The organism is Exiguobacterium sp. Leaf196, assembly GCF_001423965.1.
Taxonomy (GTDB): Bacteria; Bacillota; Bacilli; order Exiguobacteriales; family Exiguobacteriaceae; genus Exiguobacterium_A.
The window spans coordinates 46,980-70,877 of record NZ_LMPV01000001.1; the positions used below are offsets into that span (position 1 = coordinate 46,980).

The window sequence follows — 23,898 nt, forward strand, 5'->3', positions numbered from 1 at the left end:
AATCAAAAATCAGAACTGTTCATACAGTTTTGTCAAATACGTATAGACTTCATCCGATGCTTGGAACATCATGACAGAATGTCCGAAGATCGCTGCTGGATTGAAGCCGTGATCCAGATCAATTGTCGATGCGATCGTGACATCACGGTCGCTATCGAGAACGACGCGGAAGTATTTGAACTCTTGGTTGAAATCGTTAATGGCATTAAGAATCGGAAGATCCTCGACACCATCTGGTACGTGTGTCACCGTACGAGCGAACAATTCGACATCTGTCGTCGTCTTACTGAAGACGATCATCATCATCGGTTCTGCTCCTGCAGGTGTTTTTTCTTGTGTCATGAAGAAGACGTGTGTCTCATTCTCACGTGCTTCCATTGGAATGCCTTTTTCAACGAGGAAAGCTTGGAAAGCTTCTAAGTGTTGTTGCTGTTGTGGCGCGATTCCTTGTTCGTTTGTTTCGGGTTGACGATCTTGGTGAATCGGTGTCACTTTATTGTTCTCGTTTGATTCGTTCGAGTTACGTTCCTGGTCCATTGCAAAATCCCCCTTTATATACTATAGATTTAGTTTCAAGCATTTCAGAAGGAAATGCAACTAATGTCCGTTCAGATAGGAAGAAAATACAAAACGAATGGGATATGTCATATCTGTGAAGCCGCAAGCAACTGACTTGAAAATACATACCTAACAGGGTATATTGAGTGGCAGATAGTACTTCAAGGAGGAATCATTTAGATGAAAACGATCATCGTAGGTGGCGTCGCAGGTGGCGCAACGGCAGCGGCACGACTACGCCGGATTGACGAAACGGCAGAAATCATTTTGCTCGAGCGCGGAAAAGAGATCTCGTTCGCGAACTGCGGACTGCCTTACTATATTGGAGATGTCATTAAAGATCGCAATAAATTACTTGTCCAAACGCCAGAGGGGATGCATGCACGATTTAATTTAGACGTCCGTAACTTGTCGGAAGCGATTCGGATCAACCGTGAAGCGAAGACTGTCACGATCCGTAACGTTGACACAGGTGAAGAATACGATGAATCGTACGATCATCTAATTCTTTCTCCAGGTGCAAAACCAATTCGTCCGAACATTAAAGGACTGAGTGATGCAACAAATGTCTTTACGTTACGGAACATTCCGGATACGGACCGGATGCGAGAATACGTCGATACGACACGTCCGGAACGGGCAGTCGTCATCGGTGGAGGATTCATCGGTCTCGAGATGGCAGAAAATCTTGTCGAACGTGGGGCACACGTCACCCTCGTTGAAATGGCAAACCAAGTCATGGCTCCGATCGACCCGGAAATGGCAGCGATCGTTCATGAACATCTTCGGGCAAAAGGCGTCGAGCTGATTCTAGAAGATGGCGTCGCTCGTTTTGAAGAAGCAGGTCGTCGTGTCGTCTTGACAAGTGGACGCGTGATTGAGACAGAGATGAACATCTTATCAATCGGTGTCGCACCGGAGAGCACGCTCGCAGCAGATGCTGGTTTAACGCTTGGAATTAAACAGACGATTCAAGTCGACAATCAACTGCGGACATCCGATCCGTCGATCTTTGCGATTGGTGACGCGATCGAAGTTAAAGATTTTATCACGAAGGAAGCGACACATGTGCCGCTCGCATGGCCGGCGAACCGTCAAGGGCGCCTCGTCGCCGACATCATTGCCGGGCGCGATGTCCGGTACAGTGGAACGCTCGGTACAGCAGTAGCGAAAGTCTTCGATTTGACAGTCGCTTCTACCGGTAACAACGAAAAACGATTGCGTCAACTCGGTATGCGTTATGAAGCGATTCACCTCCATCCGGGATCCCATGCGGGTTACTATCCAGGGGCAAGTCCCATTTCGATGAAGCTGTTATTTGATCCAATTGAAGGAACGATTTATGGTGCACAGGCAATCGGTATGACAGGTGTCGAGAAACGAATTGATGTCCTCGCGACAGCGATTAAAGGCGACTTGACAGTGCTTGATTTACCAGATCTTGAACTATCATATGCACCACCGTATAGTTCAGCAAAAGATCCGGTTAACATGGCAGGATATATCGCGTCGAATATCGTCTTAGGTGACAGTACGAACGTTCATTGGCACGAAATCGATGCAATCGTCGCAAACGGTGGTTTGTTACTCGATGTTCGTGAACCATCGGAAAACGAGTTAGGTGCGATTCCGGGATCGGTCAACATCTCGTTACCGACGTTACGTGAGAAGTTAGATGATCTGCCGAAAGATCAAACGATCTATGTAACATGCCAAGTCGGATTACGTGGATATGTCGCGAGTCAATTGTTGCAACAACATGGTTATGATGTGAAAAACTTAAGCGGCGGCTACAAAACATGGTCGGTCGTGCATCGTGATCAGGAAGCGCGAAGCCAAGCGAAGGAGGAGACAGCTGTAACGTTAACGAAACGTGAACCAACAACGAAGACTGCACCAGAACAAGTGACGCTGCTCGATACGTGCGGCTTACAGTGCCCAGGCCCAATCTTAGAGCTGAAAACAAAAATCGATCAGATGACGGATGGCGAGCAGATTTTCGTCAAAGCGTCGGATCCAGGATTCTTGCCGGATGTTCAAGCATGGGCGAAAAAACTAGGTCACACAGTCCATTCAGCGGAGATGAATCAAGGGGTCGTCGAGGTCTTGCTTGAAAAAGGGCAAGGAGAGATACCTGCTGCAGCACCGGTTCAAGTCAATCCGGCAGACGATGCGACGATGGTCGTCTTCAGTGGTGATCTTGATAAAGCACTTGCCTCTTTCGTCATCGCACAAGGTGCACAAGCGATGGGGAAACAAGTGACGATGTTCTTTACGTTCTGGGGCTTGAACATCATTCGAAAACCAGACGCACCGGTAGTCGAGAAAGCAGGCATTGAACGGATGATGGGCATGATGATGCCAAAACATGCCGGAGAATTACCGCTCTCGAACATGAACATGGCAGGAGCCGGTCAAAAGATGATGAAAAAAGTCATGAAGGACAAACAAGTAGATGCGCTCGAGACGATGATGGCAAAAGCGCAAGCGGCCGGTGTCCGAATGATCGCCTGCACGATGTCGATGGATATCATGGGCATTAAGAAAGAAGAACTCCTCGACGGCATTGATTACGGTGGTGTTGCCAGTTACCTTGGTGCAACGGATGGTGCTAATTTGAATCTGTTCATCTAATCTAAAAAACTGTTTATGTGAACGTGTCAAACCTGACATCTGATGTGAGGTTTGACACGTTTTTTGTGTTCTAAGGTATAGATGAGTTTGATTTTTCAAAAAAAATTGCGTATGATAATTCACATGTGAAAAAAACTTACATACAAATAGAGAGAAAAGACGGATGGAAGTGAGGAGATATGATGGAAAAGGAATTAATGACGTTAGTGAATAGAGCCAGTGATTTGTTATGGACAAATGTACTGATCACGTTACTCGTCGTGTTAGGCATTTATTTTACATTCCGGATGCGGTTCGTTCAATTCCGGATGATTCCGGAGATGGTTCGCTTATTGTTCCAAGGAACAGATGATGGAAAAGATGGTGTCTCCCCGTTTCAAGCATTCGCAATCAGTACGGCAGCTCGTGTCGGTACCGGAAACATCGCGGGTGTAGCGGCTGCAATCGCACTCGGCGGTCCGGGAGCAGTCTTTTGGATGTGGTTGATTGCCTTAATTGGATCGGCATCAGCATTCGTCGAAAGTACGCTTGCTCAGATTTACAAGGTACGTGACGGAAAAGAATGGCGTGGTGGTCCAGCCTATTACATGGAAAAAGCGCTTGGACAACGGTGGTTAGGAATTGTCTTTAGTGTTCTGATCACGATCTCATTTGGTTTTGTCTTCAACTCTGTCCAATCGAATACGATCTCGCTTTCTCTACAAAGTCAATATGGCGTGGATAAGATGTGGATTACGGTCGGATTGGTCGTCTTGACGGCACTGATCATTTTTGGCGGTGTCCGCAGTATTGCGACAGTCGCTTCGTTCATGGTTCCGATCATGGCAGGTGGTTATATCTTAATCGCTCTCTATATCATGGTGACGAATCTTGAAGTATTACCAAGTGTCTTTAAATTGATTTTCCAAGAAGGGTTATTCGAGTTTAAGACGTTAGCAGGGGGAGCAATCGGGGCGGCCGTTCTGAATGGTATTCGTCGCGGTTTGTTCTCGAACGAAGCCGGTATGGGTTCAGCACCGAACGCAGCGGCAACAGCGGAAGTCTCTCACCCGGTCAAACAAGGCTTGATTCAATCATTCGCGGTCTTCGTCGATACATTGATGGTCTGTTCGGCGACTGCGATGATCGTTCTCGTCAGTGGGGTTCCGACAAAAGATGCGAATGGAGATGCCTTAGCTGGTATTGATTTAGCACAGGGAGCACTTGCGTCACAAGTTGGATCATTTGCGACAGGATTCATGGCACTCGCCATCTTCCTATTTGCGTTTAGTTCCGTCGTCGGAAACTACTACTACGGTGAATCGAACATCAACTTCATCCGTGAAAATAAACAAGTCATGATGGCATACCGCGTACTCGTCCTCGTCATGATCGTCTTCGGTTCACTTGTCGAGTCAGCTAGTCTCGTGTGGGCGTTAGCGGACATCTTCATGGGACTAATGGCGATCGTCAATCTGTATGCGATTTTCCGTCTCGCAAAGATTGCGAAGCTTGCCCTCGATGATTACATGGCACAACGAAAAGCAGGGAAAGAGCCACGGTTTTATGCGGACTCGATTCCGAACTTGCCAGGGAAAGATACGCTTGAAGCATGGCAGGAATCAAAAGAAGACGAAAAAGCAATCTAAGGAAAAGGGAGTCAGAGAAATCTGGCTCTTTTTTTGTATAGAACGAATTTAAAAAGGGAATACAGAGTACAGAAGGGAGGGGGAGAATGGAAAACGTACATTTCGTCCGCGTCACGGATGCGGTCTGGGAGTCGTTCGGAAACGATCCCCACATCATCATGGACTGGATTTTATTCATTCATGAGACACAACCCGATCATGAACAATTATTCGCTCTCGAACAGACGAACGCCATCTATCATTTGATGAATCAAATCGATATCTATATTGATCAAGACACACATTACAACCTGGGACGAGCGATCGTTGGCGAAGAGTTAATCGTTAATGAAGAGAAAGCGGCGATCGTCGGGATTCTTCCTTTACCGCTTCTGATCATTTCCGCTGAAGTGATGCGGAACTTTGATCAGCGGGCACTCGCTTCGATTCATGATGAAGCTGGAACGCCAGGCGAATTCGAGGATGTTTGGGAACAGTTCGCCGATTTACGCGCCTATTTTCAAAAAGCAGAAGAAGCGGAAGATACGATTTTAATTTATTATGTCTGATCAGCTTAAATCATAAAAAAAAAGAGACCCGCTTCCAAGTCGTAGACTGGAAACGGGTCTCTCGTCGTTCAGATGAAGCAAGACGTCTTCACATGGAAGCCGTTCTTTTTTACGATAACCTTTAGATTAAAAATCGATTTCGTCTGGATCCGGTCCGAGGCGGACATCCGTTGCCAGACGATCAATTCTCTCAAGATCATCGGCATCGAGTTGGAAATCAAAGACGTCGAAGTTTTCCGCAATGCGTGCTGGAGTAACAGATTTTGGAAGAGCGACGATGCCGTTGTCGAGGTGCCAACGTAAGACGACTTGTGAAGGTGTCTTGCCGTGTTTCTCTGCGATTTCCTTGAAATCATTGATTTCGAGGAATTTCCCTTGCATGAGTGGACTCCATGCTTCGACTTGGATGTTGTGATCTTGCAAGTATTCGTGCAGTTCGTGTTGCGGCAATTGTGGATGCAATTCGACTTGGTTGATCATTGGTGCCATCAAGCCCTCTTCTGCCAATGTATCGAGGTGATGTTCCTTGAAGTTCGAGACACCGATCGCTTTGATCTTGCCTGCTTCATAAAGTTCAACCATTGCTTTCCACGCTTCGATATAGCCTTCGACTGGCCAGTGGATCAGGTAGAGGTCAAGGTAGTCTGTTTCGAGACGTTCGAGCGATTCTGCGAATGCTTCCTTCGTCCGACCGGCACGAATATCATCGTTCCAGACTTTCGACGTTAAGAAGAGATCCTCACGTTTCACGCCGCTTTCTTTGATTCCTTTTGCGACACCGCGCTCGTTTTTATAGACAGCAGCTGTATCGATATGACGATAGCCGACACGTAGTGCTTCAGCAACAGCAGCGGGTGCTTCTGTTTCTTCGTCTACTTGCCAGACACCGAATCCGATTTGGGGAATCGTAATACCGTTTGAAAGTTTTGCGTATTGCATGTGTTACTCCTCCTCATAAAACGTAGTTTAGATTTGCTCGTTTAGTTTAGCACGAACGAACGAAACCGTCCGTTTCCATGCTCATGGAGGAATAGAATGGGTTAAAATAAAAGAGAATTCATCACATCTGACCGTATGTCAGAAAGAGGGGGGAGAAAGGATGGCTCAAAAGAATAAAAAGCTATCAAAGGGAGCTTGGCTTAGTATTAGTGCCTTGTTGGTCACGCAAGCAGTTAGCTTATTTTTCAGTGCACGAAAATCAGGACGTAACCCGTGGGTATGGGGAGGTGCGGGACTCCTTCAGTTTCCACTTCCAGCAATCGCGTATTTGATTTTAGAACGACAAGCGAAGCAGAAAAAATAATGAAACAGGTCCGATCACCATGATCGGACCTGTCGTTGGTTAAGAAGAGATTTTTTCCTGTTGAGCAACTGATTTTTTCGGACGTGGGAAACCAAAGATGATGGCAATCGATCCACAGACGAAGAGCAGGAACGGATAGAACAGATACGGAATCAGTTCTGGTGAAGCTGTCTTCGTCAACTCTGCTGCGATCAGCAGTTGTGCCCCATACGGAATGATGCCTTGAATACCACAAGAGAAGATATCAAGAATACTCGCTGATTTCTTGCGGTCGATTTCATACGTATCAGCGATTTCAGCCGCGAGTGGTCCAGCGACGAGAATCGAGATCGTATTGTTCGCCGTTGCGAGGTTCGTCGCACTGACGAGTGCTGCCATACTGAATTCAGCACCGCGACGCTGTGAAATCTTGCGCGTCAACGTCTCTTTCAAGTAGGCGATTCCGCCATTGAACGTGATCAAACTGACGAGACCACCCATGAGGAGTGTCAAGATTGAAATCTCTGCCATGCCCATCATTCCTTCAGACATCGAAAGGACGAACCCACTTAAGCCAAAGCTACCGTCGATCATACCGATGATTCCAGTGAGCAATGTGCCACCGACGAGAACAAGAATGACATTGACACCAAATAGTGCAAGGACGATGACGGCGAGATACGGAATTAATTTGTAGAACTCGAATGCTTTAGCTGCTGCCGCATCGCCAGAACCAGAAACGAACGCGAGTAAGATGACCGTTAAGACGGCAGCCGGGAGAACGATCATGAAGTTCGTCCGGAATTTATCGCGCATGTTCGTTTTTTGTGTCCGAACGGCAGCGATTGTCGTATCCGAGATGAACGACAAGTTATCACCGAACATCGAACCACCAACGACTGACGCTGCTGCGATCGCAACGTTGATACCTGTTGCTTCATGAATACCAAAGGCGATTGGAGCAAGTGCAGCAATCGTTCCAGTCGAAGTTCCCATTGCCATCGAGATGAAGGCAGCGATGACGAACAGACCGCTCATCAGGAGTGACGGAGGTAGGAACGTTAAGGCAGCATTGACGGTCGCATCAATGGCGCCGATTGCTTCTGCCGTTCCAGAGAACGTACCGGCTAATAAGAAGATGAAGACCATAATCATGATATCGGGATTTCCGGCACCGGTTGCGATTCGTTCAACCGTTTGATTAATCGATCCTTTCGTCGTGATTGCAGCAAAGATCAGCGCGATCAAAGCAGCGATCAGAATCGGGAATTTGTAAAAGTCGTCATAGAAGATACCGGCTCCGATGAAGAGGACCAGAAATACGACGAGGGGAAGCAGTGCCCATTTGTTAGGCGTGATCATTTCATTCATTGTTGACACCTCGTTTCTCAAAGATACAAAAAAAGACCCCTTCGCAAGAAAGAAGGAGGTCTTTATGAAATAAAGACGCTCTTCTTATCTCTCAAGCTTTCGCTTGCTGGATTTGGCACAGTACGAATCAAATCGTCCGCTGCCGAAACATCATTGGGCCAGTCCCTCCGTTTCTCGCGATAAAAAGAAGTCATTCAATTGTTGTAAAACACGTTTCTTACCGTACCGCATTGAGTAACGCGTGTCAACTGTACTTTACTGAAGTGCCTGTTCTAACGTCTGGACGTTTTCTTCCATCAACTTAAAATACGAGCTGTTTTGCTGCGATTTCGTCACCGACTCGAGGTTATGGATCGTCACGGATTTAGCTCCGATTTCTTTTTGGATGACACGCGCAACCTTTGGTGAAACCGTTTCTTCGAACGCGACGTGTTTCAAATCATGCATCCGCGCTTCTTTCACTAAAGCAGCCAGTTGTTTTTGTGAGGGTTCATCGGAAGGGGAAATTCCGGCGATTGGAAGCTGCGTGAAACCATATCGTTCGGCGAGGTAACCGTAAGCTGCATGTGTGACGAGAAGTTCTTTTTTTGATCCGTCAGCGACGGCTTGCTTGAACTCTTTATCGAGTGCGTCAGCTTGCTGATCGAACGCTTTCAAGTTTTTTTCGAATGTTGCTTTGTCTTTTGGTACTTCTTTTGATAAGGCGACTGTGATAGAACGTGCCATTGCTTTGGCGTTGACAGGATCAAGCCAGACGTGTGGATCGTATTTTCCATGATCGTGTTCTTCCTCTTCGTGCGCATGTTCATCAGTTGCGTGATCATCGTGCCCTGCATCTTCGTGCGCATGCTCTTCTTCTGTATGTCCCTCTTCTTCATGTGCGTGAAGCGTAGCATCCGATTCCAGCAAAGTGACATCCTTACTCGTCTCGACGAACCGGACGTCCGTGCCTTTTAGACTCTCTTGGATTTTTTTTGAATAGGGTTCAAGTGTCGTACCCGTCAAAAGGAAAAGGTCACCTTTGGCAATCTCAGTGAGTTGCTTTGACGTCGGTTCATAGGAGTGCGGATCTGCTCCAGGTGGGACGATCATCTTGACGTTGACTTGATTACCACCGATTTCACGGGCAATGGCAGCTGTTGCGAACGTCGATGTATAGATTTCCGTCTTTTTATCATCTGAAGTCGATGAATCGGTGTTTGATCCACAAGCTGCGAGGATACTTGCGCTCGCGAATGCGACCGTTAAAGCAGGAATGATTTTTTTCATTATATGTTACCTCCGTTATTAAAACGTAATTATTCCGATTTGGACTTTTTCACTATAGCGGAACGTTTGAGAAGCGTCAAGTACGAATACCGAGACGTTCGACTTCTTTTAAAACGGGGTAAAAGGATAATAAAATGAAGGAATTGATACGTCTTTTGGAGGTGATCAAGTGAAACGTGAAACTGCATGGCTAATGGGGGGAGCTGCACTACTAACGACAGCAGCTGCGGGAGCAAGTATCTGGAACAATTACGGTGCATTACTTCGGTGGACTGAACCCGCCTTGCCAATCACAGAAAAACAACTCGCACCGCGGACAATCACTTACAAACAAGTGGGAGACCGTACCTTACAACTCGATCTCTATTATCCGCCGGGGGAAGGACCGTTTCCGGTCGCGATCTACGCGCACGGTGGCGCATTCGTTCGTGGAGAGCGCGAGGATCTGTTCTGTTTTAGCCCGATCGTTGATCGCCTGCTTGAACTTGGGGTTGCTGTTTGTAGTATCGATTATCGTCTGTTTGAAGAAGGGAGTTATTTTCCGGATAATCTCGAAGATGTACGGGATGCCTTATGCTTTTTGAACAAAGAAGCAGAAGATCTTCGCATTTTAAGAGGACGGATGATAGTATGGGGAGACTCAGCCGGAGCTGCACTCATGCTGACGACGGCACTTGCCCCATCTGCTTTCGTTGGTGAGCGCGATGAACGACACATGCCATTGATCAGTGGTGTCATTGCCTTATATCCACCGACGAATTTTTTATTGTTTACTTTCATTCAGACCTGGATCGCTCACATTAAGTTTTATAAAGGTGGACGGGAAGAATGGCGCAAGCTCATGACCCACGTTTCACCTGTGACGCATCTCTCGTCAGACGCCCCACCGATCATGCTCCTGCATGGCAAAAAAGATCCAATCGTTCCGTTTTCCCAAGCTCTTCACTTCGTTGAAAAAGGAGCCGATGTCGGAGCTGATGTCCGTTTGTTTTCTTTTCCGAACGGTACCCACTCACTTGCTAGTTTTGCACAGACAGAAAATCCATTGAAAATTGAACGACTGCTCGAACGAATTGAACGCTTCACTTGTCAGGTGTTGTTATTGCCACCGCGACAACTTCCCGATGAAAAACATGATACAATCAGTCATATTTCTTGAATGAAGGAGACAGAGGCATGACTGAAATTTGTTTAGTGCGACATGGTCAAACGGATTGGAACTTAAATGAACGAATCCAAGGAAGAGAAGACATCCCGTTGAATGCAACAGGAAAAAGACAAGCGGAACTCAGCGCCGCTTATCTAGCCAATGAAAAGTGGGATGTCTTGCTAGCAAGCCCGTTGTCTCGCGCTGTTGAGACAGCAGAAATCATCGGACGTGCTGTCGGATTGACGATCACAGCGACCGATGACCGACTCGTCGAGCGTGAATTTGGTGCTGCTTCCGGTGAACCGGTTGCGTCGATTTATGAAGCTGTTCAAGCGAACGATACGAAACGTGTTCCGGGTCTTGAAACGGAACAAGCGATTCAGGATCGCGTATTCGAAGCATTACAGGAAGTGACACGAACGTATGAGGGGAAACGAATCTTAATCGTCTGTCACTCGCATACGATCAAAGCAGCCTTATCGTCGATTGATGAGACATTCAGTTACCGGACACCTTTGAAAAATGCATGTGCGAATTATATCCAATATACGGACCACTATACGATTGATCGAATCAATGTAGCGGATCACATCACGGACGAAGTCGAAAAACCTTAAGAAATCGGTGTTTCTGGATGTTCTGCTAGATACTGTTTAAATGTTTCTTTAGCGATACTCGTGATATGTGCACCGCGTTTTGAACGACGATCCTTGTATTCTTGGACGAGTTCCTCACCAGCGAATCCATCCTCGACGACTTCACGTAAGATCGATTCGGATAAATCATTCTTCATCATGACCATCTTACCAGTGAAGACATAGGAGACGTGTTCGCTTAAGGCAGTCCGTTCAAGAGGCGTGACGATCATCGCGGCAGGGTCATTATCGGGTCGTGAGATCGTGATTTCAATCAAAGCACGTAAATGTTTTGTGAACAATTCATCGACGATCGGCTGATCGCTCGAAGGAACGACGATTTCTGCGACCCATTGTGCCGTTTGTTCGGTACTGACCGTTAGTCCGTCTTGAATGGCGACGGGAATCGTCGTATCCCGTCCTGACTCGTCCATTAAAATGCGCAATGTGCATAATTTAAAGGTTTTCATGAAAAAATGCCCTCCCTTGATCGCTTACGATTTTTCTACAGTATACCGTGAGGAATGTGGGACGGGAAACTTTTCCTGACGAAATTCGTATGAACTATGTTTAAATAAGACTAGATATTACTAACAGGAGGATCGTTCATTATGCCGCAAGTACTCATTGGAATATTAGGAATCCTGGGTATTGTCTTACTTGCCCACCATATCATCATGTATTGGCATGCTGAACCGACAGACCGCCCGACGCTTGCATATCGCATTGCGCTCCTGATTGCCTGTTTGCTACTCATTAGTGGAAGTGATCATTTAATCAGTATTTTTTACGCGGATTCCTTAGCAGAATTCGGTCAACGCATAACGTATATCGTCTTCATCGGAGGTGCGCTTGGTTTCGCGTGGTACTTTCGTAAGAAGATGGAACAAGCGCCAACAGAAATGACACCTGTCGGAAACGAAGCAGGATTAACATGAGAAAAGCGCCGTTCATCCTGAGGGAGGAAGAACGGCGCTTGTTTGTGCGTCTTATTTTAAACCACTCGCGAGTCGTGTCTCCCGAATCATGTCGAGTTTGAGTTTCCAGAGACGGTCACTGAATGTGACGGCATAAATCTCTGGCAAACGGAGACGTTTGTACTCCTCCCAAAGACGACCAATCTGCGTTTCATGGAAGTGACGGATCTCTTCGATCGTTGGAACTGTATAGATTAGCTCTCCATCTTTGAAGATCGGTTCAAGCAAGCGTTCGACCTTGAACTGCTCCACACGGTTACGGAACGATGGGTCCCGGACGTCGATGAGATCGACGGCTTCAAGTGTCGATGGATCCTCATCCATCAACGTCACGTAATCCCCTTTAAACTTATCCGTCACCGGATCGATGATGCGATAGACTTCCTTGATGTGTGGTGTCGTCGTCTTGGCTTTTGACGAGGACACTTTGATGACAGGCGTGAGTTCGCCGTCTACTTCACGTGCGACCAGTTTATAGACCATTCCGAGAGCGGGTTGCTCGTAAGCTGTAATACCACGTGTTCCGACGAGGAACGTATTCGCTTGGGCGCCTTGGATGCGCAAATCTTGGATGACGTACTCATCGAGATCCCCTGACAAGACGATGTCGACTTCTGGGAAGCCGGCTTCGTCAAGCATGTTACGAGCACGTTTTGACAAATAAGATAAGTCACCAGAATCGATTCGGATTCCGCGCAGTTTATGTCCTTTGGCTTGGAGTTCCTTTGCGACCGTAATGGCATTCGGCAGACCACTCTTGAGTGTGTCATACGTATCGACGAGTAACGTCGATTGATCCGGATAGTGAGAAGCAAATGTCCGGAATGCTGTTAGTTCATCATCATGGAATTGAATGTCGGCATGTTCCATCGTTCCGCCACATGGGATTCCGAAATCGCGTCCTGCTGAAGCAAGACTTGTGACGTCAAAACCAGCGAGGTACGAAGCACGCGTTCCGAAGTAAGCAGCATCGATGCCTTGCGCACGTCGGGCACCGGCTTCAAGAAACTTCGCACGGGGTGCCGATTGACGAATGCGTGCGTACTTCGTCGCGATGAGTGATTCATGGTTCGCGATGTTCAAAATCGCGGTCTGTAAGAGTTTCGCTTCAAAAATTCGTGCCTCGATCCGAATCAATGGTTCGTTCGGGAAGACGATCTCACCTTCTTTGACACTGGAAATCGAACCGTTGAACTTGAATTGACGCAGTTCATCCTTGAATTCATCTGGGAAGCCGATCATCTCTTGCAAGTACGTGATGTCTTCTTCCGTGAAACGGAGTGTTTGAATGTACTCGATGATGTTCTCAAGACCCGCAAAGACGACATACCCTCCTGCAAACGGATTCGAACGGTAGTAGACATCGAAGACGGCACGTTCATTGTGACGTCCTTCTTTCCAGTAGATATACATCCACCGTGGTAAGTATAGATCGGTATGGAGTGCAAGATTACGTTGTAACATAACGGACAAATCCCTTCTTATTCGCCGACGACTTCTGCGCCGATCGATTGTTTAAAGTGTGTAAGCGCCCAGTCGTGACCCGTCGCGTTAAAGCTTGCGACCGCATCGGCATGGACGACGATATGATATCCGAGATTGTAGGCATCAACAGCTGTATGAAGGACACAGATGTCCGTACAGACGCCAACGAGGTGGACTTCGCGGATACCACGTTCACGCAAGCGTAAATCAAGGTCCGTCCCGGCGAACGCACTGTAACGCGTCTTATCAATGACGTGATCAGCGACACGTGCCATGGCTGCGACTTTCCCAAACAAATCACGTCCATGTGTTCCGCGAATATTATGCGGCGGGAAAAGGACAGTTTCCGGATGGAACGTATCACCTTCCTCATGAATATCGTTGGCAATGACGACGTAATCCTCTGTTGAAAATTCCTCCATCAATGTAGCGATCCGGTCTTCAATCGCCTGTCCTGGTTTTCCACAAGTCAGCTTCCCTTCGTCAGCAACGAAGTCGATCGTGTAATCAATGACAATCAGAGCGCGCATGTGCGTGAGCCCCTTTCGGTTTTGAATTAGTGTTCTCTTTCACATTGTACTCTATCTCACATAGAAGGCGAAAGGAAGAAATCGGATACAAACAGGTATAGAGAAGTAATAGAATGGGGTATAAAGTATAGGACGAAAATGATAGTAGAGGAGGAGAAAGGGATGGCTAGGTTGAATGAGTATGAAGTGGAAGAGCGTCTTGAACGATTGCAGGATTGGAGTATCGTCGATGATGAAATCGTCCGAACGTATACACTTCCATCGTTTCCTGCTGCACTGGATTTCGTACAGGAAGTTGGGAGTATCGCCGAAAACTTGAATCATCATCCACGGATCGTGATTGACTATAAAAACGTCACACTTGCGGCGACGACTCATGATGAAAACGGATTGACGGAAAAAGACTTTCAACTTGCGGAGGCCTGTGATGCCATCTAAACTTTCGATCACATTCGGTAGCGGTTCGTTTGTTGAACAAATTCGTTCTCGGGACGCTCACATTCGTGTTGCTAGCGGAAGCGGTGACGCTATCCTCTGGATAGAGACGGACTCGAAATCACCTTTTCAAAGTGGCAATACCTACACGTTGCTCGAATCACGTGGAAATTTTTCGGATGAAGGCAGTCTCTTCTACTGGTCGATTCCGGCAGATCAAAATAGCGGAGATTTATTCGTACATCAAGTGATGTCGAATCCAAAAGTCATTGGAGCAGAATATGGTGGCTTCCAGGCTTTTCGAATTGGACGTGTCGAGAAGGGGACGGATCTCGTCTTATTGATTCAGTTCCATGAGACAAGCGACGGGGCTCGTTATGCAAAATCAGTTGAACGTCTCACGGTAGACCAGTATGCTGAAGAGGCAGGGAAGTCGTTCGCGCCTTCTCCCGTCATGAAACGGTATCAAATCGTACCACCAACAAATGAGTGAGATGCAGGGGGACTAACAGATGAAGAAGAACTATTTTGTCGTAGCAACACTTGGTGGCGCACTTGTCGGCGCTACTTTATCACTACTGCATAAAAATACGCGTCAAGCGCAGTTCACGGCAGTGAAACGAACATTCAGTGGCGCAGGAACACAATTGTCTGCTGTCAAACAAGATCCGAAAGGACGCTTTGAGGAATTAAAAGCACTTTATACGGATAATCAGGAGACGATCCATAACTTGATTGATGATGTGAAGGACTTGGCAGAAGTTCTACGCAAATAATCAAAAAAAGGACTTACGCATGTAGCGTAGTCCTTTTTTTGTATGCTGGTTTACAGGTAACGGAAGAATAATCCGAGTACAGCAAAGGCGATGATGACATAGAAGAAGATACGACCCAACTGCCCAGAACCGCTTACGAAGACAGGACCACCACTTGTCCGACGACCCGTTTGGAACGGACGTGTGAATGGCACGGCGCGGTTGCCGAAGACGAATCCGAAAAGGAATCCGAGGACGAAACCGTACAAGTGACCGAAGACAGCGACGTTCGATCCAAGTAACGTAAAGACTGCCGTGACTGCAGTGAAGATATACACAAGCCGTGTATCGTCTGCCATGATGACCGTTCGTTTGAAACGACTCAAGTAGACATAAAAACCAAGCAGACCAAGAATGGCACCGGATGCTCCGGCTTGTCCATAGAACGGTTCATTGATTTTCGTGAAGTACGTCAAGACGTTCGCAAGCGTACCGACGAGCAAGTAAAAAGTAGCGAATCGAGTATGCCCGATCATCCGCTCGAGAGGCGGTGCGAAAATGACGAGAGCAAACGTATTGAACGCAATATGCCAAAAATCATAATGCAAGAACGTTGCCGTGACGACACGCCACCATTCACCTTGCCCGATTAAGAGATTGATTGCTGCGCCTGCACTTAAGGGAGAGAACGTCAGATTAAGGAGTCCACCTAACTGTTCGATGACAAACAGGGCGACTTGGATTAAAATGAACAACGAAACGACCGGATAAGAACGTGTGAACGTTTGTAGATTTTCCGTTCGACTAAACATGACAACACCTCGCTTCATCTTCATTCTATATGAAGATGGCGAAGAATAGAACTGTGGAGGCGTCTCGGATGATTTATGGAATTGGGATCGATTTAGTCGAACTAAATCGAATCGAGCAAACGCTCGAGCGACAGCCACGTTTTGCAGGAAGAATTTTGACGCAGGCAGAACAGGAACGATTTCAATCGCTTTCAGGACACCGGCAAATTGAGTACCTGGCAGGTCGCTTCGCCGCAAAGGAAGCGTTCGTTAAAGCATTTGGAACCGGTGTCGGAAAAGAGGTTTCCTGGCAGGACGTCGAAGTTTTAAACGATGAGACCGGACGACCGATCATGAGCGGACCATTCAATGGCGTCATCCATGTCTCGATTACACATTCAGAGCACTACGCGTCTGCGCAAGTCTTATTAGAGAAGAGGGATTAGGATGTATCGACCAACTTGGATTGAAATCGATCGGGAAGCGATCGCACACAATATACGCGAAATTAAAACACGAATGGGCGAGCAACAGGTGATGGCAGTCGTCAAGGCAGACGGCTATGGTCACGGTGCAGTGACAGTCGCTGAGATTGCCCTTGAAAATGGAGCTGACTTACTCGCTGTTGCGCTCCTTGAAGAAGCGATTGAGTTGCGAGAAGCGGGTATCCGAGCGCCAATCTTGATGCTTGAAGCTTTACTGCCGGAGCATGCGCCAGTCGCTTCGAATTACGATGTCGCCGTTCCTGTCTTTTCAGCCGATTGGCTCCAAGAAGCGAAACGGCATCTGACGGAAATCGATCATCTCCGTTTGCATATCAAGGTCGATACCGGGATGGGGCGACTCGGACTGCAGCATGTCGATGAGTTGAAGCATATTTTGGTTGAGTGTAATGATGATCTTGTCGAACTCGAAGGCATCTATACGCATTTCGCAACCGCTGACGAGCTGAACAGTCGATTGTTCGAACGTCAGCTCGAGACATTTTTATCCTATGTCGCGCTAGTACCGGACATTCGTTACGTGCATTGTGCTAATTCAGCGGCAGCGATTCGCTTAGCGGGACAAGCGCCGTTTAACGTCGTTCGGGTCGGTATCGCGTTATATGGGGCGATGCCGTCGGATGAGATGGCAGGACATTATGAATTTTTAAAACCAGCGTTTTCACTGAAGAGTCGTCTGATGCAGGTCAAACAAGTCGAACCGGGTCAGACGATCAGTTACGGAGCGACTTATACGGCACCGACAGATGAATGGATCGGTACCGTTCCGATTGGTTATGCAGATGGCTGGTCACGCAAGTTTCAGGGCTATTCACTGATTGTAGACGGTCTACCGTGCGAAATCGTCGGTCGTGTCTGTATGGATCGCTTGATGATTCGTTTACCGCGAGAATATCCGATTGGAACGGAAGTCATCTTGATTGGAGAAGGGGCACCAATCGAGGAAGCGGCCCATTGGCTCGGGACGATCAACTATGAAGTTCTCTGTCAATTCTCGAAACGTGTTCCGCGTCAGTGATTCGAATAAGACATCAATAAGATGGCAAAAATATGTTATTTGTTTGAATTTTGATTGTATTTTCTGAATTCGACTGATATATTGAAGTAGAAAGTGAGTCGTTCGTTAAGGTTTCAGTGAATCTGGAGGTGCCATTATCTTGGTCCAACAACGGGAAATGCAGTTTGTTGAGCGAAATGTAGCGAAGGAGACGATTGGGATGAAGTCGAATCATACGACCGAAGAACGCAAGCGTCAGCTACGTGAGGAATTGAAGCGTGGTTACGAAGAAATGGCAGCAATCAATTTATCGATCGTAGGCGAAATGTTCCAGATTGAAACGGAGGCGGAGTTCTCACTCCTACGTCAAGTAAGCGGGGTGTAAGCTTTGATAGTCAAACGTGGCGACGTGTTTTATGCAAATTTGTCACCTGTGGTCGGATCGGAACAAGGGGGAGTTCGTCCCGTGCTTGTTCTACAAAATGATATTGGTAACCGATTCAGCCCGACAGTCATCGTGGCTGCGATCACGGCACAGATCGACAAAGCCAAACTACCGACCCATGTGGAAGTATATCGAGAGCGACACGGATTAGAACGTGATTCGGTCATCTTACTTGAGCAAATCCGTACAATTGATAAACGCCGTCTAACGGATAAAGTCACACATCTAGATCCGGACACGATGATGAAAGTAAATAGTGCCGTCGCAATCAGCTTAGGCTTGGTTGATTTTTAGGCACTTACATAGAAGCGCAACACAAGAAGAGTCGATACTAGCGTATACGACTTTTTTTGACCTCTTTTTTTAAAAATGGGTTTCAAAGTTTTCTTTACGGGGAAACATACCCAAGTGACCTTTTTATAAAGGGAAGAGGTAGGATGAATAGCAAGACCACATAGACAGATTTTCCTTGAGGAGGAACTTGAAGATGGATTTAACAATTAAAACAGAGCAGCTTGACGGTCAGACGCATCTTTATATCGCAGGTGAGATTGATACGTATACGGCACCAAAGCTTCGCCAAGAATTAGTCCCAGCAGTCGAAACGAATGATGTCATCGTGCACTTGGATGAAGTTCATTATATGGATTCAACAGGTCTCGGTGTTTTTGTCGGTGCGCTCAAAGCAGCGAAAAAGAACGGTACGTCGTTCACGCTCGTTGGCGTCTCTGAACGTATCCGTCGTCTATTCGAGATCACAGGTCTTTCAAGCATCATTACAATTGATAGTGGTGTACGAGGTGGAACGCAATGAAGAACGAACAACTGAACATGACATTACCGGCAAAACCGGAATATGTAGCCATCGCTCGTTTGACGGTTTCAGGCGTCGCGAACCGAATGGGGTATACGTACGATGACATCGAAGATATCAAAATCGCTGTCTCAGAAGCATGTGCGAACGCTGTTCAACATGCGTACGAAGGAAAAGAAGATGGTAGTATCGCCTTGACTTGCAACGTCTATCCAGATGATCGTCTTGAGATCATCGTTAAAGATAACGGCATTACGTTCGATAAAGATGAGGTTAAACGCCAAAGTGAGCCGATTACGGACGCACACGATCTCGATTCCTTGCATGAAGGAGGACTTGGTATCTTGATGATCGAAGCATTGATGGATCAAGTAACGATCGAGAAAGCGAACGGCGTCACTGTCCATATGACAAAATATATGAATAGAGATGAGGTGGGTCAAAGTGCCAGCAAAGTCTCAACAACGCCATCACAGTGATGATGAAGTACTTCGACTGATTGATTTGTATCAGCAGGACGACCAAGATGAGGAAGTGCATGCGGCATTACTCGAGCGTTATTCAGACTTGGTAGAAGCTTTGGCCCGAAAGTTTTCGCGTGGTCGACCGATTCATGACGATCTCGTTCAGGTCGGTATGATTGGGTTACTCGCGGCGCTTCGTCGATTCGATAAGGAGTTTGGTCGCAGTTTTGAATCGTTTGCTGTTCCGACGATCATCGGAGAAATCAAACGTTTCATCCGCGATAAGACATGGAGCGTCCACGTTCCACGTCGCATTAAGGAACTCGGACCAAAAATCAAAAAGGCAGTCGAGGAATTGACGACGGAGCTACAACGCTCTCCGCGCATCGATGAGATTGCTGCTCGCCTTGAAGTATCAGAAGAGGAAGTCCTTGAAACACTCGAGATGGGTAAGAGTTATCAAGCTCTCTCCGTCGATAGCTCGATTGAGGCAGATCAGGAAGGTAGTACCGTTACCTTGCTCGACCTCGTTGGTAATCAAGAGAATGGCTATGACTCTGTCGATCAGCGTCTGATTCTTGAAAAGGCATTTGCTGTCTTGACGGACCGCGAGCGTTCTATCCTCGAATGTGCCTATTATCGCAATATGAGTCAAAAAGAAACGGGAGAACTACTCGGCATTTCACAAATGCATGTGTCCCGTCTCCAACGACGTGCTTTGCAGAAGTTACGTGAAGCGATTAAAGTTGAACCAAATGAAGTATTCTCAAAAGACTGACCTCGTGTCAGTCTTTTTTCTTTTCCATGCATTCTTCGGTATAATGAATGAGAGGTGAAGCAGATGGAAAAGAGAATCGCAAGTGAATTGAATGTACGTCCTGCTCAAGTGAAGGCAGTCTTACAATTGACGGAAGAAGGCGGTACGATTCCGTTCATCGCCCGCTACCGGAAAGAACAGACTGGAGAACTCGATGAGGTCGCGATTAAAGCGATCCTCGATCGACATAAACAATTAACACAACTTGAAAGTAGACGAAGTGACGTCCTTGAAAAAATCGAGGAACAAGGTGTACTAACGCCGGAACTCCGTCGAACGCTTGAAGAAGCGACGACCTTACAACAAGTCGAAGATATTTACTTACCGTTTCGACCAAAACGTCGGACGAAGGCGGAAATTGCACGGGAAGCAGGGCTTGCGCCACTTGCTGACTGGTTACGCGACAAGTCTGCCTATGATGAAGCGACATTTCAGCGTTTGAGCGGTACACTCGATTCGGAAGAAGCACTTGCCGGAGCTCAATCAATCATCGCTGAGGAGTGGGGCGAACAAGCGACGGTGCGTGAGTTCATACGCAAGCAAATACGTCGTTCAGCAGAAATCGTCACGAAACAGAAAAAGGACGCAGTCGATGAAAAAGGTGTCTTTGCACAGTACTATGCTTACAACGAACGGATTCAACAGATTGTTCCGCACCGGATTCTTGCGATCAACCGTGCTGAGTCGTTGAAAATCGTCTCGGTGAAGGTCGTATTAGAGGAACAGCAGGTTTTACCAACGTTACTTCGTTCATATGCACAACTGGCGCCAAAGAAACGTGACATCGTCGAAGCGGCAATCACAACGGGGTATAAAAAATCCGTTTTTCCTGCTATCGAACGAGAAATTCGGAACGAACTGACTGAGAAAGCAGAACTTCAGGCGATTGACGTCTTCGGTAAGAACCTCCGTCAACTCTACATGCAGCCACCGATGAAAGGGAAAGTCATGCTTGGTCTTGATCCGGCTTATCGGACGGGGTGTAAGTGGGCGGTCATTGATCTGACGGGTGAGATGAAGGAAGTCGGTGTCATCTACGTGACGATGTCAGAGCAAAAAGCGAAAGAAGCGCGCCAAACCCTTTCAAAGCTCGTCGACACGTATGGTATTGAATTGATTGCGATTGGCAATGGGACGGCTTCGCGGGAAACAGAAGCATTCGTTGCGGATTGGATGAAGGGGCAGAAAGATATTGCCTTTACGATCGTCGACGAGGCAGGGGCAAGTATTTATTCCGCTTCAGAGATTGCCCGAACGGAGTTTCCGGAGCTTCAAGTCGAACAACGATCCGCAATTTCGATCGCACGTCGCTTGCAGGATCCACTGGCAGAACTCGTCAAAGTCGATCCGCAATCTGTTGGTGTCGGTCAATATCAACATGATGTCTCGCAAACGAAATTGAAGGAGACGCTTGATTTTGTCGTCGAAACGGTCGTCAACCAGGTCGGAGTTGATGTCAATACAGCGTCAGAACCGCTTTTGAGTTACGTCGCAGGAATCACGAAAGCGACGGCGAAAAAAATCGTCGAACGTCGCTCAGAACTTGGAACGTTCAAGACGCGTCAGGAATTATTGAAAGTCCCTCGTCTTGGGGCAAAAGCTTATGAACAGGCAGCTGGATTCCTCCGGATCTTAGATGGAACGCATCCGCTCGACCGGACGCCAATCCATCCGGAGCAGTACAAAACAGTCGAAAGGTTATTCAAGACACTAGGTTTAACGCTCGATCAAGTCGGAACGGATGCACTCCGGGAACAATTGTCCACATTGGCATTACCGGAGATGGCACAGACGCTCGAGATCGGAGAGCCAACGTTACGTGACATCATCGAGGCGTTACAACGTCCGGGACGTGACCCGCGAGAAGCACTCGATAAACCGTTACTTCGCCAAGATGTTCTATCGATGGATATGATTCAAGTCGGGATGGAATTCCAAGGGACGATCCGTAATGTTCTTGATTTTGGTGCGTTCGTTGATATCGGGGTGAAAGAGAATGGATTGATCCATATTTCGAAGCTCAGTCGTAAGCGTGTCAAACATCCACTTGATGTTGTCGCTGTCGGGGATATCGTGACGGTATGGGTGACGAATGTTGAACCGGAGCGAGGACGCATTGGTTTGACGCTGGTTCCGCCGAAATGACGAATGAACAATTACAACGATACGTCGAGCAACTTTCGCTCGACGTATTTTCCTTATCGTTTCGACATGAAGCTTATTTTAACCCACGCCTAAAGACGACAGGTGGTCGCTACTTCTTGGGCGATCATCACTTAGACTTCAATAAACGATACATCGATGACATGAAAGTCTTCCGCGGAATTGTGATTCATGAACTGTGTCACTATCATTTACATCTAGCAGGAATGGGACACCGCCATCAAGATCAAGACTTTAAAGAATGGTTAGAGCGTTACGGTGGGATCCGATACAGTCCGAGAAGACAAGAAGACGAAAAAAAATCCTATCTTTATGAATGTGAGAAATGCAGTACATTATATAGAAGGAAAAGACGCATGAATACGGAAAAGTATCGATGTGGTCGTTGTCGCGGAAAGATTTTTTACAAAAGTAGTTGACGTTCATTTCGGAGCATGATAAATTATAGAAGTCGTCAAAACGACAGCAACTAAACAACTTATCGTCGCTAAAAACTTTTTTAAAAAAGCATTGACGGAAAGAAAAAAAGTTGCTACTATATAAAAGTGTTCCGAACAGAACGTAACGTTCCGCAATAGCTCAGTGGTAGAGCAACCGGCTGTTAACCGGTAGGTCGTAGGTTCAAATCCTACTTGCGGAGCCATTCTTTTGGAGATGTACCCAAGTGGCTATAAGGGGCGCCCCTGCTAAGGGTGTAGGCCGGGAAACTGGTGCGAGGGTTCGAATCCCTCCATCTCCGCCAGACCTCTTATGTGAAAATGTTTCTTGAGAATAATTATTAATTACAAAATGGCCCGTTGGTCAAGCGGTTAAGACACCGCCCTTTCACGGCGGTAACACGGGTTCGAATCCCGTACGGGTCACCATATGGAGGATTAGCTCAGCTGGGAGAGCACCTGCCTTACAAGCAGGGGGTCGGCGGTTCGATCCCGTCATCCTCCACCATTTCTTTTTAAAGAGTTGTTTACAACTTCAAGTTGCGGTCCTGTGGTGTAGCGGTTAACATGCCTGCCTGTCACGCAGGAGATCGCGGGTTCGAATCCCGTCAGGACCGCCATTTTTGGGCTGTAGCCAAGTGGTAAGGCACTGGATTTTGATTCCAGCACGCGAAGGTTCGATCCCTTCCAGCCCAGTTTATATGTGTCATTAGCTCAGTTGGTAGAGCATCTGACTTTTAATCAGAGGGTCGCAGGTTCGAATCCTGCATGACACACCATTTTTAATTTCATATTTGCGGTCGTGGCGGAATCGGTAGACGCGCTAGGTTGAGGGCCTAGTGGTGGCAACATCGTGGAGGTTCAAGTCCTCTCGACCGCACCATATCGCACCCTTAGCTCAGCTGGATAGAGTACTTGACTACGAATCAAGGGGTCGGGAGTTCGAATCTCTCAGGGTGCACCATATTTTGTTTGCTTTGACGGGCCTATAGCTCAGCTGGTTAGAGCGCACGCCTGATAAGCGTGAGGTCGGTGGTTCGAGTCCACTTAGGCCCACCATTTTCAAAACAAACAATGACGAACTTTGAAAACTGAACGATGAGGCAAAAAWCGTATTCTACGGAATACAAAAACGAATGAAGCGCAAGCTTCGTCAATCGTGACTTCGGTCACACAACGAGCAAGTCAAACACTTCATGGAGAGTTTGAT

The 23,898-nt window shown here is 47.2% G+C and carries 27 protein-coding genes, 10 tRNA genes, 1 rRNA gene and 1 riboswitch (1 of these 39 cut by a window edge); of the genes, 30 read left to right on the forward strand and 8 right to left on the reverse strand.

Annotation, left to right across the window (positions count from 1 at the left end):
- Nucleotides 1-9: 9 nt before the first annotated feature.
- Nucleotides 10-537, reverse strand: a complete 528-nt coding sequence (locus tag ASG02_RS00225) for a YbjN domain-containing protein (RefSeq protein WP_023469644.1) — start codon at nucleotides 535-537, stop codon at nucleotides 10-12.
- A 201-nt stretch (nucleotides 538-738) separates the two neighbouring features.
- On the opposite strand from ASG02_RS00225, the gene ASG02_RS00230 reads away from it, so the two are divergent.
- The 3 genes from ASG02_RS00230 to ASG02_RS00240 all read left to right on the forward strand — a co-directional run bounded on the left by ASG02_RS00230 (nucleotide 739) and on the right by ASG02_RS00240 (nucleotide 5,368).
- A complete protein-coding gene (locus tag ASG02_RS00230; RefSeq protein ID WP_056059903.1) occupies nucleotides 739-3,192 on the forward strand; it encodes a CoA-disulfide reductase in 2,454 nt (817 codons plus the stop codon).
- A 182-nt stretch (nucleotides 3,193-3,374) separates the two neighbouring features.
- The gene (locus ASG02_RS00235; protein ID WP_035412170.1) at nucleotides 3,375-4,820 is read left to right on the forward strand and encodes a sodium:alanine symporter family protein; all 1,446 of its coding nucleotides are present in this window, start codon (nucleotides 3,375-3,377) and stop codon (nucleotides 4,818-4,820) included.
- An 86-nt stretch (nucleotides 4,821-4,906) separates the two neighbouring features.
- Nucleotides 4,907-5,368, forward strand: a complete 462-nt coding sequence (locus tag ASG02_RS00240) for a hypothetical protein (RefSeq protein WP_023469641.1) — start codon at nucleotides 4,907-4,909, stop codon at nucleotides 5,366-5,368.
- A gap of 126 nt (nucleotides 5,369-5,494) precedes the next feature.
- Here ASG02_RS00240 and ASG02_RS00245 read toward each other — a convergent pair whose 3' ends face one another.
- Nucleotides 5,495-6,307, reverse strand: coding sequence for an aldo/keto reductase (locus ASG02_RS00245; RefSeq protein WP_056059907.1), 813 nt, complete (start codon nucleotides 6,305-6,307; stop codon nucleotides 5,495-5,497).
- Between the two features lie 160 nt (nucleotides 6,308-6,467).
- Between ASG02_RS00245 and ASG02_RS00250 the strand changes: the two genes are divergently transcribed.
- Complete coding sequence (locus ASG02_RS00250; RefSeq protein ID WP_035412176.1) at nucleotides 6,468-6,671, forward strand: hypothetical protein; 204 nt, start codon at nucleotides 6,468-6,470, stop codon at nucleotides 6,669-6,671.
- Between the two features lie 39 nt (nucleotides 6,672-6,710).
- Here ASG02_RS00250 and ASG02_RS00255 read toward each other — a convergent pair whose 3' ends face one another.
- A complete protein-coding gene (locus ASG02_RS00255; protein ID WP_035412179.1) occupies nucleotides 6,711-8,021 on the reverse strand; it encodes a Na+/H+ antiporter NhaC family protein in 1,311 nt (436 codons plus the stop codon).
- Nucleotides 8,022-8,102: 81 nt separating this feature from the next.
- Nucleotides 8,103-8,207, reverse strand: a riboswitch (SAM riboswitch).
- Between the two features lie 69 nt (nucleotides 8,208-8,276).
- A complete protein-coding gene (locus ASG02_RS00260) occupies nucleotides 8,277-9,290 on the reverse strand; it encodes a metal ABC transporter solute-binding protein, Zn/Mn family (RefSeq protein ID WP_035412181.1) in 1,014 nt (337 codons plus the stop codon).
- 169 nt (nucleotides 9,291-9,459) lie between these two features.
- Between ASG02_RS00260 and ASG02_RS00265 the strand changes: the two genes are divergently transcribed.
- Both ASG02_RS00265 and ASG02_RS00270 read left to right on the forward strand, forming a co-directional pair.
- Complete coding sequence (locus ASG02_RS00265) at nucleotides 9,460-10,449, forward strand: alpha/beta hydrolase (protein WP_052019150.1); 990 nt, start codon at nucleotides 9,460-9,462, stop codon at nucleotides 10,447-10,449.
- Between the two features lie 17 nt (nucleotides 10,450-10,466).
- Nucleotides 10,467-11,057 carry a histidine phosphatase family protein gene (locus tag ASG02_RS00270; RefSeq protein WP_035412184.1) on the forward strand — a complete coding sequence of 197 codons (591 nt, stop codon included), beginning with the start codon at nucleotides 10,467-10,469 and terminating at the stop codon, nucleotides 11,055-11,057.
- On the opposite strand, the gene ASG02_RS00275 is transcribed toward ASG02_RS00270, so the two are convergent.
- The gene (locus ASG02_RS00275) at nucleotides 11,054-11,545 is read right to left on the reverse strand and encodes a YwpF family protein (protein ID WP_035412187.1); all 492 of its coding nucleotides are present in this window, start codon (nucleotides 11,543-11,545) and stop codon (nucleotides 11,054-11,056) included. The two genes, ASG02_RS00270 and ASG02_RS00275, sit on opposite strands and share 4 nt — an antisense overlap.
- Nucleotides 11,546-11,686: 141 nt before the next feature.
- Here ASG02_RS00275 and ASG02_RS00280 point away from each other — a divergent pair, with 141 nt between their 5' ends.
- Nucleotides 11,687-12,013, forward strand: a complete 327-nt coding sequence (locus ASG02_RS00280) for a hypothetical protein (protein WP_029342848.1) — start codon at nucleotides 11,687-11,689, stop codon at nucleotides 12,011-12,013.
- 51 nt (nucleotides 12,014-12,064) lie between these two features.
- On the opposite strand, the gene ASG02_RS00285 is transcribed toward ASG02_RS00280, so the two are convergent.
- Together ASG02_RS00285 and ASG02_RS00290 are read right to left on the reverse strand one after the other, a co-directional pair.
- Nucleotides 12,065-13,516: a nicotinate phosphoribosyltransferase gene (locus ASG02_RS00285; protein ID WP_035412190.1), complete on the reverse strand. Its 1,452-nt coding sequence runs from the start codon at nucleotides 13,514-13,516 to the stop codon at nucleotides 12,065-12,067.
- A 17-nt stretch (nucleotides 13,517-13,533) separates the two neighbouring features.
- Nucleotides 13,534-14,067, reverse strand: a complete 534-nt coding sequence (locus ASG02_RS00290; protein WP_056059910.1) for a cysteine hydrolase family protein — start codon at nucleotides 14,065-14,067, stop codon at nucleotides 13,534-13,536.
- 162 nt (nucleotides 14,068-14,229) lie between these two features.
- Here ASG02_RS00290 and ASG02_RS00295 point away from each other — a divergent pair, with 162 nt between their 5' ends.
- The 3 genes from ASG02_RS00295 to ASG02_RS00305 are packed head-to-tail and all read left to right on the forward strand — an operon-like array spanning nucleotide 14,230 to nucleotide 15,278.
- Nucleotides 14,230-14,505 (forward strand): 4a-hydroxytetrahydrobiopterin dehydratase, encoded by a 276-nt coding sequence (locus ASG02_RS00295; RefSeq protein ID WP_035412195.1) that lies wholly within the window; start codon nucleotides 14,230-14,232, stop codon nucleotides 14,503-14,505.
- Nucleotides 14,495-14,995: a hypothetical protein gene (locus ASG02_RS00300; RefSeq protein WP_035412198.1), complete on the forward strand. Its 501-nt coding sequence runs from the start codon at nucleotides 14,495-14,497 to the stop codon at nucleotides 14,993-14,995. Before ASG02_RS00295 ends, ASG02_RS00300 begins: the two co-directional genes overlap by 11 nt.
- 19 nt (nucleotides 14,996-15,014) lie before the next feature.
- Entirely contained in the window at nucleotides 15,015-15,278 is a 264-nt protein-coding gene (locus ASG02_RS00305) for a hypothetical protein (protein WP_056059913.1), read from the forward strand.
- A 50-nt stretch (nucleotides 15,279-15,328) separates the two neighbouring features.
- On the opposite strand, the gene ASG02_RS00310 is transcribed toward ASG02_RS00305, so the two are convergent.
- Nucleotides 15,329-16,069 (reverse strand): rhomboid family intramembrane serine protease, encoded by a 741-nt coding sequence (locus ASG02_RS00310; RefSeq protein WP_035412202.1) that lies wholly within the window; start codon nucleotides 16,067-16,069, stop codon nucleotides 15,329-15,331.
- 68 nt (nucleotides 16,070-16,137) lie between these two features.
- On the opposite strand from ASG02_RS00310, the gene acpS reads away from it, so the two are divergent.
- The 20 genes from acpS to ASG02_RS15395 form a co-directional block, all read left to right on the forward strand.
- Complete coding sequence (gene acpS, locus ASG02_RS00315; RefSeq protein ID WP_056059916.1) at nucleotides 16,138-16,494, forward strand: holo-ACP synthase; 357 nt, start codon at nucleotides 16,138-16,140, stop codon at nucleotides 16,492-16,494.
- Between the two features lies 1 nt (nucleotide 16,495).
- On the forward strand, nucleotides 16,496-17,569 hold the full coding sequence (gene alr, locus ASG02_RS00320) for an alanine racemase (protein ID WP_035412208.1): 1,074 nt from the start codon (nucleotides 16,496-16,498) through the stop codon (nucleotides 17,567-17,569).
- 139 nt (nucleotides 17,570-17,708) lie between these two features.
- Nucleotides 17,709-17,933: a hypothetical protein gene (locus ASG02_RS00325; RefSeq protein WP_023469624.1), complete on the forward strand. Its 225-nt coding sequence runs from the start codon at nucleotides 17,709-17,711 to the stop codon at nucleotides 17,931-17,933.
- 3 nt (nucleotides 17,934-17,936) lie between these two features.
- Nucleotides 17,937-18,287, forward strand: a complete 351-nt coding sequence (locus ASG02_RS00330) for a type II toxin-antitoxin system PemK/MazF family toxin (RefSeq protein ID WP_023469623.1) — start codon at nucleotides 17,937-17,939, stop codon at nucleotides 18,285-18,287.
- Between the two features lie 193 nt (nucleotides 18,288-18,480).
- A complete protein-coding gene (locus ASG02_RS00335) occupies nucleotides 18,481-18,807 on the forward strand; it encodes an STAS domain-containing protein (protein WP_029342841.1) in 327 nt (108 codons plus the stop codon).
- Nucleotides 18,804-19,286, forward strand: coding sequence for an anti-sigma B factor RsbW (gene rsbW, locus ASG02_RS00340; RefSeq protein ID WP_035412210.1), 483 nt, complete (start codon nucleotides 18,804-18,806; stop codon nucleotides 19,284-19,286). The genes ASG02_RS00335 and rsbW overlap by 4 nt, the downstream gene beginning before the upstream one ends.
- A complete protein-coding gene (gene sigB, locus ASG02_RS00345) occupies nucleotides 19,252-20,049 on the forward strand; it encodes an RNA polymerase sigma factor SigB (protein WP_023469620.1) in 798 nt (265 codons plus the stop codon). Before rsbW ends, sigB begins: the two co-directional genes overlap by 35 nt.
- Before the next feature lie 63 nt (nucleotides 20,050-20,112).
- On the forward strand, nucleotides 20,113-22,233 hold the full coding sequence (locus ASG02_RS00350) for a Tex family protein (RefSeq protein WP_035412213.1): 2,121 nt from the start codon (nucleotides 20,113-20,115) through the stop codon (nucleotides 22,231-22,233).
- Complete coding sequence (locus ASG02_RS00355; RefSeq protein ID WP_035412218.1) at nucleotides 22,230-22,670, forward strand: SprT family protein; 441 nt, start codon at nucleotides 22,230-22,232, stop codon at nucleotides 22,668-22,670. The genes ASG02_RS00350 and ASG02_RS00355 overlap by 4 nt, the downstream gene beginning before the upstream one ends.
- A 149-nt stretch (nucleotides 22,671-22,819) precedes the next feature.
- Nucleotides 22,820-22,894, forward strand: a tRNA-Asn gene (locus ASG02_RS00360).
- Nucleotides 22,895-22,901: 7 nt separating this feature from the next.
- A tRNA-Ser gene (locus ASG02_RS00365) sits at nucleotides 22,902-22,993 on the forward strand.
- 49 nt (nucleotides 22,994-23,042) lie between these two features.
- A tRNA-Glu gene (locus tag ASG02_RS00370) sits at nucleotides 23,043-23,117 on the forward strand.
- A 3-nt stretch (nucleotides 23,118-23,120) separates the two neighbouring features.
- Nucleotides 23,121-23,196 (forward strand) — tRNA-Val (locus ASG02_RS00375).
- A 36-nt stretch (nucleotides 23,197-23,232) separates the two neighbouring features.
- Nucleotides 23,233-23,308 (forward strand) — tRNA-Asp (locus ASG02_RS00380).
- Between the two features lie 4 nt (nucleotides 23,309-23,312).
- Nucleotides 23,313-23,384: transfer RNA gene (locus ASG02_RS00385), tRNA-Gln, on the forward strand.
- A 7-nt stretch (nucleotides 23,385-23,391) separates the two neighbouring features.
- Nucleotides 23,392-23,467, forward strand: a tRNA-Lys gene (locus tag ASG02_RS00390).
- 17 nt (nucleotides 23,468-23,484) lie between these two features.
- Nucleotides 23,485-23,571, forward strand: a tRNA-Leu gene (locus ASG02_RS00395).
- Between the two features lie 4 nt (nucleotides 23,572-23,575).
- A tRNA-Arg gene (locus ASG02_RS00400) sits at nucleotides 23,576-23,652 on the forward strand.
- An 18-nt stretch (nucleotides 23,653-23,670) separates the two neighbouring features.
- Nucleotides 23,671-23,747, forward strand: a tRNA-Ile gene (locus tag ASG02_RS00405).
- A gap of 5 nt (nucleotides 23,748-23,752) precedes the next feature.
- A 16S ribosomal RNA gene (locus tag ASG02_RS15395) occupies nucleotides 23,753-23,898 on the forward strand; it runs 1,375 nt beyond the window's last position.

Excerpts from the sequence above, each read along its gene's own strand:
- ASG02_RS00225 (WP_023469644.1), bottom strand. The coding sequence starts at position 537 with ATGGACCAGGAACGTAACTCGAACGAATCAAACGAGAACAATAAAGTG.
- ASG02_RS00230 (WP_056059903.1), top strand. The coding sequence starts at position 739 with ATGAAAACGATCATCGTAGGTGGCGTCGCAGGTGGCGCAACGGCAGCG.
- ASG02_RS00235 (WP_035412170.1), top strand. The coding sequence starts at position 3,375 with ATGGAAAAGGAATTAATGACGTTAGTGAATAGAGCCAGTGATTTGTTA.
- ASG02_RS00240 (WP_023469641.1), top strand. The coding sequence starts at position 4,907 with ATGGAAAACGTACATTTCGTCCGCGTCACGGATGCGGTCTGGGAGTCG.
- ASG02_RS00245 (WP_056059907.1), bottom strand. The coding sequence starts at position 6,307 with ATGCAATACGCAAAACTTTCAAACGGTATTACGATTCCCCAAATCGGA.
- ASG02_RS00250 (WP_035412176.1), top strand. The coding sequence starts at position 6,468 with ATGGCTCAAAAGAATAAAAAGCTATCAAAGGGAGCTTGGCTTAGTATT.
- ASG02_RS00255 (WP_035412179.1), bottom strand. The coding sequence starts at position 8,021 with ATGAATGAAATGATCACGCCTAACAAATGGGCACTGCTTCCCCTCGTC.
- ASG02_RS00260 (WP_035412181.1), bottom strand. The coding sequence starts at position 9,290 with ATGAAAAAAATCATTCCTGCTTTAACGGTCGCATTCGCGAGCGCAAGT.
- ASG02_RS00270 (WP_035412184.1), top strand. The coding sequence starts at position 10,467 with ATGACTGAAATTTGTTTAGTGCGACATGGTCAAACGGATTGGAACTTA.
- ASG02_RS00275 (WP_035412187.1), bottom strand. The coding sequence starts at position 11,545 with ATGAAAACCTTTAAATTATGCACATTGCGCATTTTAATGGACGAGTCA.
- ASG02_RS00280 (WP_029342848.1), top strand. The coding sequence starts at position 11,687 with ATGCCGCAAGTACTCATTGGAATATTAGGAATCCTGGGTATTGTCTTA.
- ASG02_RS00285 (WP_035412190.1), bottom strand. The coding sequence starts at position 13,516 with ATGTTACAACGTAATCTTGCACTCCATACCGATCTATACTTACCACGG.
- ASG02_RS00290 (WP_056059910.1), bottom strand. The coding sequence starts at position 14,067 with ATGCGCGCTCTGATTGTCATTGATTACACGATCGACTTCGTTGCTGAC.
- ASG02_RS00295 (WP_035412195.1), top strand. The coding sequence starts at position 14,230 with ATGGCTAGGTTGAATGAGTATGAAGTGGAAGAGCGTCTTGAACGATTG.
- ASG02_RS00300 (WP_035412198.1), top strand. The coding sequence starts at position 14,495 with ATGCCATCTAAACTTTCGATCACATTCGGTAGCGGTTCGTTTGTTGAA.
- ASG02_RS00305 (WP_056059913.1), top strand. The coding sequence starts at position 15,015 with ATGAAGAAGAACTATTTTGTCGTAGCAACACTTGGTGGCGCACTTGTC.
- ASG02_RS00310 (WP_035412202.1), bottom strand. The coding sequence starts at position 16,069 with ATGTTTAGTCGAACGGAAAATCTACAAACGTTCACACGTTCTTATCCG.
- acpS (WP_056059916.1), top strand. The coding sequence starts at position 16,138 with ATGATTTATGGAATTGGGATCGATTTAGTCGAACTAAATCGAATCGAG.
- alr (WP_035412208.1), top strand. The coding sequence starts at position 16,496 with ATGTATCGACCAACTTGGATTGAAATCGATCGGGAAGCGATCGCACAC.
- ASG02_RS00335 (WP_029342841.1), top strand. The coding sequence starts at position 18,481 with ATGGATTTAACAATTAAAACAGAGCAGCTTGACGGTCAGACGCATCTT.
- rsbW (WP_035412210.1), top strand. The coding sequence starts at position 18,804 with ATGAAGAACGAACAACTGAACATGACATTACCGGCAAAACCGGAATAT.
- ASG02_RS00350 (WP_035412213.1), top strand. The coding sequence starts at position 20,113 with ATGGAAAAGAGAATCGCAAGTGAATTGAATGTACGTCCTGCTCAAGTG.
- ASG02_RS00355 (WP_035412218.1), top strand. The coding sequence starts at position 22,230 with ATGACGAATGAACAATTACAACGATACGTCGAGCAACTTTCGCTCGAC.